The organism is Mesorhizobium sp. M4B.F.Ca.ET.203.01.1.1 (assembly GCF_004791025.1).
Lineage (GTDB): Bacteria > Pseudomonadota > Alphaproteobacteria > Rhizobiales > Rhizobiaceae > Mesorhizobium > Mesorhizobium abyssinicae.
The window spans coordinates 1-313 of sequence record NZ_SRUO01000203.1 but is presented as its reverse complement, the minus strand read 5'-3'; the positions used below and the strand labels follow the sequence as shown (position 1 = coordinate 313).

Below are 313 nucleotides of genomic sequence, written 5' to 3'. Positions count from 1 at the left end.
CGGCAAGGTCTTCGATTCGCTGTTCGTGCGCCACTGGGACACCTGGAACGACGGCCGCCGCAACACCCTGTTCGTCGCGCCGCTGCCGACGGCCAAGGCCGGCGCGGTCAAGGGCGCTTCGGCGCTGAGCGCGACCATCGACGGCGACGCCCCGTCCAAGCCGTTCGGTGGCAATGATGACTTCGCGTGGTCGCCGGATGGCGCCAGCGTGGTGGCCAGCATCCGCGTGGCCGGCAAGCAGGAGCCGTGGTCGACCAACTTCGACCTGTACCGCTTCGACGCCGCCGGCAAGCAGGCGCCGGTCAACCTGACG

General features: G+C 70.0%; 1 protein-coding gene. It reads left to right on the top strand.

The genetic code is table 11. The features are described 5' to 3' along the window. Positions 1-313: hypothetical protein (locus EN846_RS34330; protein WP_210236160.1), on the top strand; the 313-nt coding region annotated here is incomplete at both ends.